Source organism: Ruegeria sp. CE9 (assembly GCF_056537425.1).
Genome location: NZ_JBQFRO010000037.1, coordinates 1 through 2,649 on the forward strand (window position 1 = coordinate 1; position 2,649 = coordinate 2,649).

The following is a 2,649-nucleotide window of genomic DNA, read 5'->3' on the forward strand; positions in this document are numbered from 1 at the left end:
TCACCCCCGCAAAGGATGGTCAGGTCGTGCACAACATGGAGGATGATGTGATCCGCGGGGCAACTGCGGTGTTCGGCGGTGAGATCACTTACCCACCGCCGCCACCCAAAGTGGCGGCTATTGCCGCGCAGAAGCGTGAAAAGCCCAAAGAACTGACGCCCGAAGAAAAGCGGGAGCAAGAGATCGCTGCCTTCAAGGCGCAGACGAAGAACCAAGTTACCCTTCTGGCGATTGGTGCCGCGTTGGTCTTGGGCGTGGGCTTGATTGCGCCTGCGAGCTTTATGCAGCACTTCATCGTCTTTGTGCTGTCGGTGTTCATCGGGTTCCAAGTTATTTGGAACGTGGCGCACAGCCTTCACACGCCTTTGATGGCGGTGACCAATGCGATTTCCTCGATTGTGATCTTGGGCGCGCTGATGCAAATCGGCTCGAGCTCTGCGCTGATCACGATCTTGGCGGCCCTTGGTATCTTTATGGCTGCAGTTAATATTTTCGGCGGCTTCCTCGTGACACGGCGGATGCTCGCCATGTTCCAGAAATCGTAAGCAGCAGGGGTATCAGATATGGATTTCGGTTTCACCATTGCGGCTTATGCAGTCGCGGGCGTTCTCTTCATCCTCTCGCTGGGCGGTTTGTCGGGACAAGAAAGTGCCAAGCGCGCGGTTTGGTATGGCATCGCAGGCATGGCCATTGCGATTTCGGCCACCTTAATCGGCCCAGGTTCGGGGTTGTGGCTGATGTCATTGGTCTTGATCGCGGCAGGCGCAGGGGTTGGGTATCAACTCGCCACCAAGGTTCAAATGACGCAAATGCCTGAACTTGTGGCAATCATGCACTCCTTGGTGGGTCTTGCTGCCGTTTTCGTAGGCTTTAACGCGCATCTTGAATTGGTCAGCGTGGGCGAAGTTTTGCGCGAGGCAGGTATGGCCTTCCCGCAACCCAAAGGCCCGATTGCGGCGCCTGTTTATGAAATGCTTGGCACCCTGTCCAATTTCGCGGCTCTGTTGGGAAAGAAAACCGCAGTTGAAGTTGGCATTTTGCGCGTTGAATTGGTCTTGGGGATTTGGATCGGTGCTGTGACCTTTACGGGTTCCGTCATCGCCTATGGCAAACTTGCAGGGCGTGTGAACAGTGCGGCGAAGCAATTGCCTGGTGGGCATATCTTGAATGCTGCTGCCGCTGCCGCATCCTTGGCGTTGGCCGCGATGTATCTGGGCGGCGCAGGCGGCTGGACATTGATTGCCTTGACAGTTTTGGCTCTCTTTATCGGCTATCACCTGATCATGGGGATCGGCGGCGCGGATATGCCCGTGGTTGTGTCCATGCTGAACAGCTATTCAGGTTGGGCGGCGGCGGCGATTGGCTTTAGCCTTGGCAATGATCTGTTGATTGTTGTGGGGGCTTTGGTGGGCTCTTCGGGCGCCATCCTCAGCTACATCATGTGTAAAGCCATGAACCGCAGTTTCATCAGCGTGATTTTGGGTGGTTTTGGCGGTGCCAAAGGCGAGCAGCAGGCCATTGAGGGCGAGCAAATCGCAATCGACAGCGATGGTGTGGCCAATGCGCTGAACGAGGCCGACAGCATCATCATTATCCCAGGCTATGGGATGGCGGTGGCACAGGCACAGCAAGGTGTGGCTGAGCTTACACGCAAACTGCGCGCGGCAGGCAAAACCGTGCGTTTCGCCATTCACCCCGTTGCAGGCCGCTTGCCCGGTCACATGAATGTTCTGCTTGCAGAGGCCAAAGTGCCCTATGACATCGTTCTGGAAATGGATGAAATCAACGAGGATTTCCCATCCACCGATGTGGCCATTGTGATCGGTTCAAACGACATCGTGAACCCAGCCGCGCAAGAAGACCCCAACTCGCCAATCGCAGGGATGCCTGTGTTGGAATGCTGGAAAGCCAAGCAGGTTTTTGTCTCCAAACGGGGGCAGGGCACGGGCTATTCGGGCATTGAGAACCCGCTTTTCTACAAAGAGAACACGCGGATGTTCTATGGCGATGCAAAGGCCTCAATCGACAGCTTGCTGCCGAAAATCGCCTAAGCCCTTGTGGATCGAGAATGACAATCAGGCGGCCCCTATTAGGGGCCGCCTTTTTTACGGCAAAACGCCCTGCGCCGCAGGGCGCGCAGAGAGCAGGGCAATGCGATCTCGGATTGTATCGCGAATTGGTGTTTCGTCTTGGTTGTCATGCAACTGCGTGAACCATGTCGCGGGTGGTGATTTCCCTTTCGAATGCCCCGCCCAAGATAGACCCCGCAAGATCGCTTCGCCCTCTTGTGGGAGGCGGTCAGGAATATCTTGCCCGCTGAGTGTGGCCCAAATGCCGCTCCAGACGCGGGCGACTGTCCATGGGTTATAGCCCCCACCCCCTGTCACCAATAGGCGGGGACAGCGTAACGATTGAACGGCAGCGACCATGTCCCAATAGCTTTGCGCAGATAGACAGAGCCTTGAGAGCGGATCATCGGTCACCGCATCAGCACCGCATTGCAACACGATGGCCTCAGGCGAAAACGCCGCAAGGGCGGGTAAGATCAGCATATCCCGAATGAGTGCCATTTCCGCATCATGAAACCCGCGCGGGACGGGCAGGTTTAGACAATTTCCCCCGCCATCATCGTCCAGCGCCCCTGTAAAT

At 56.4% G+C, this 2,649-nt stretch carries 3 protein-coding genes; 2 read left to right on the forward strand and 1 reads right to left on the reverse strand.

The window, feature by feature from the left end:
- Positions 1 to 545, forward strand: a 545-nt coding sequence (locus ACR0B3_RS23630; RefSeq protein WP_480811193.1) for a proton-translocating transhydrogenase family protein, incomplete at its 5' end; no start/stop codon positions are given.
- A gap of 18 nt (positions 546 to 563) precedes the next feature.
- Positions 564 to 2,051, forward strand: a complete 1,488-nt coding sequence (locus ACR0B3_RS23635) for an NAD(P)(+) transhydrogenase (Re/Si-specific) subunit beta (RefSeq protein WP_340252305.1) — start codon at positions 564 to 566, stop codon at positions 2,049 to 2,051.
- Positions 2,052 to 2,105: 54 nt separating this feature from the next.
- On the opposite strand, the gene ACR0B3_RS23640 is transcribed toward ACR0B3_RS23635, so the two are convergent.
- Positions 2,106 to 2,649, reverse strand: a 544-nt coding sequence (locus ACR0B3_RS23640; protein ID WP_480811194.1) for an arginase family protein, incomplete at its 5' end; no start/stop codon positions are given.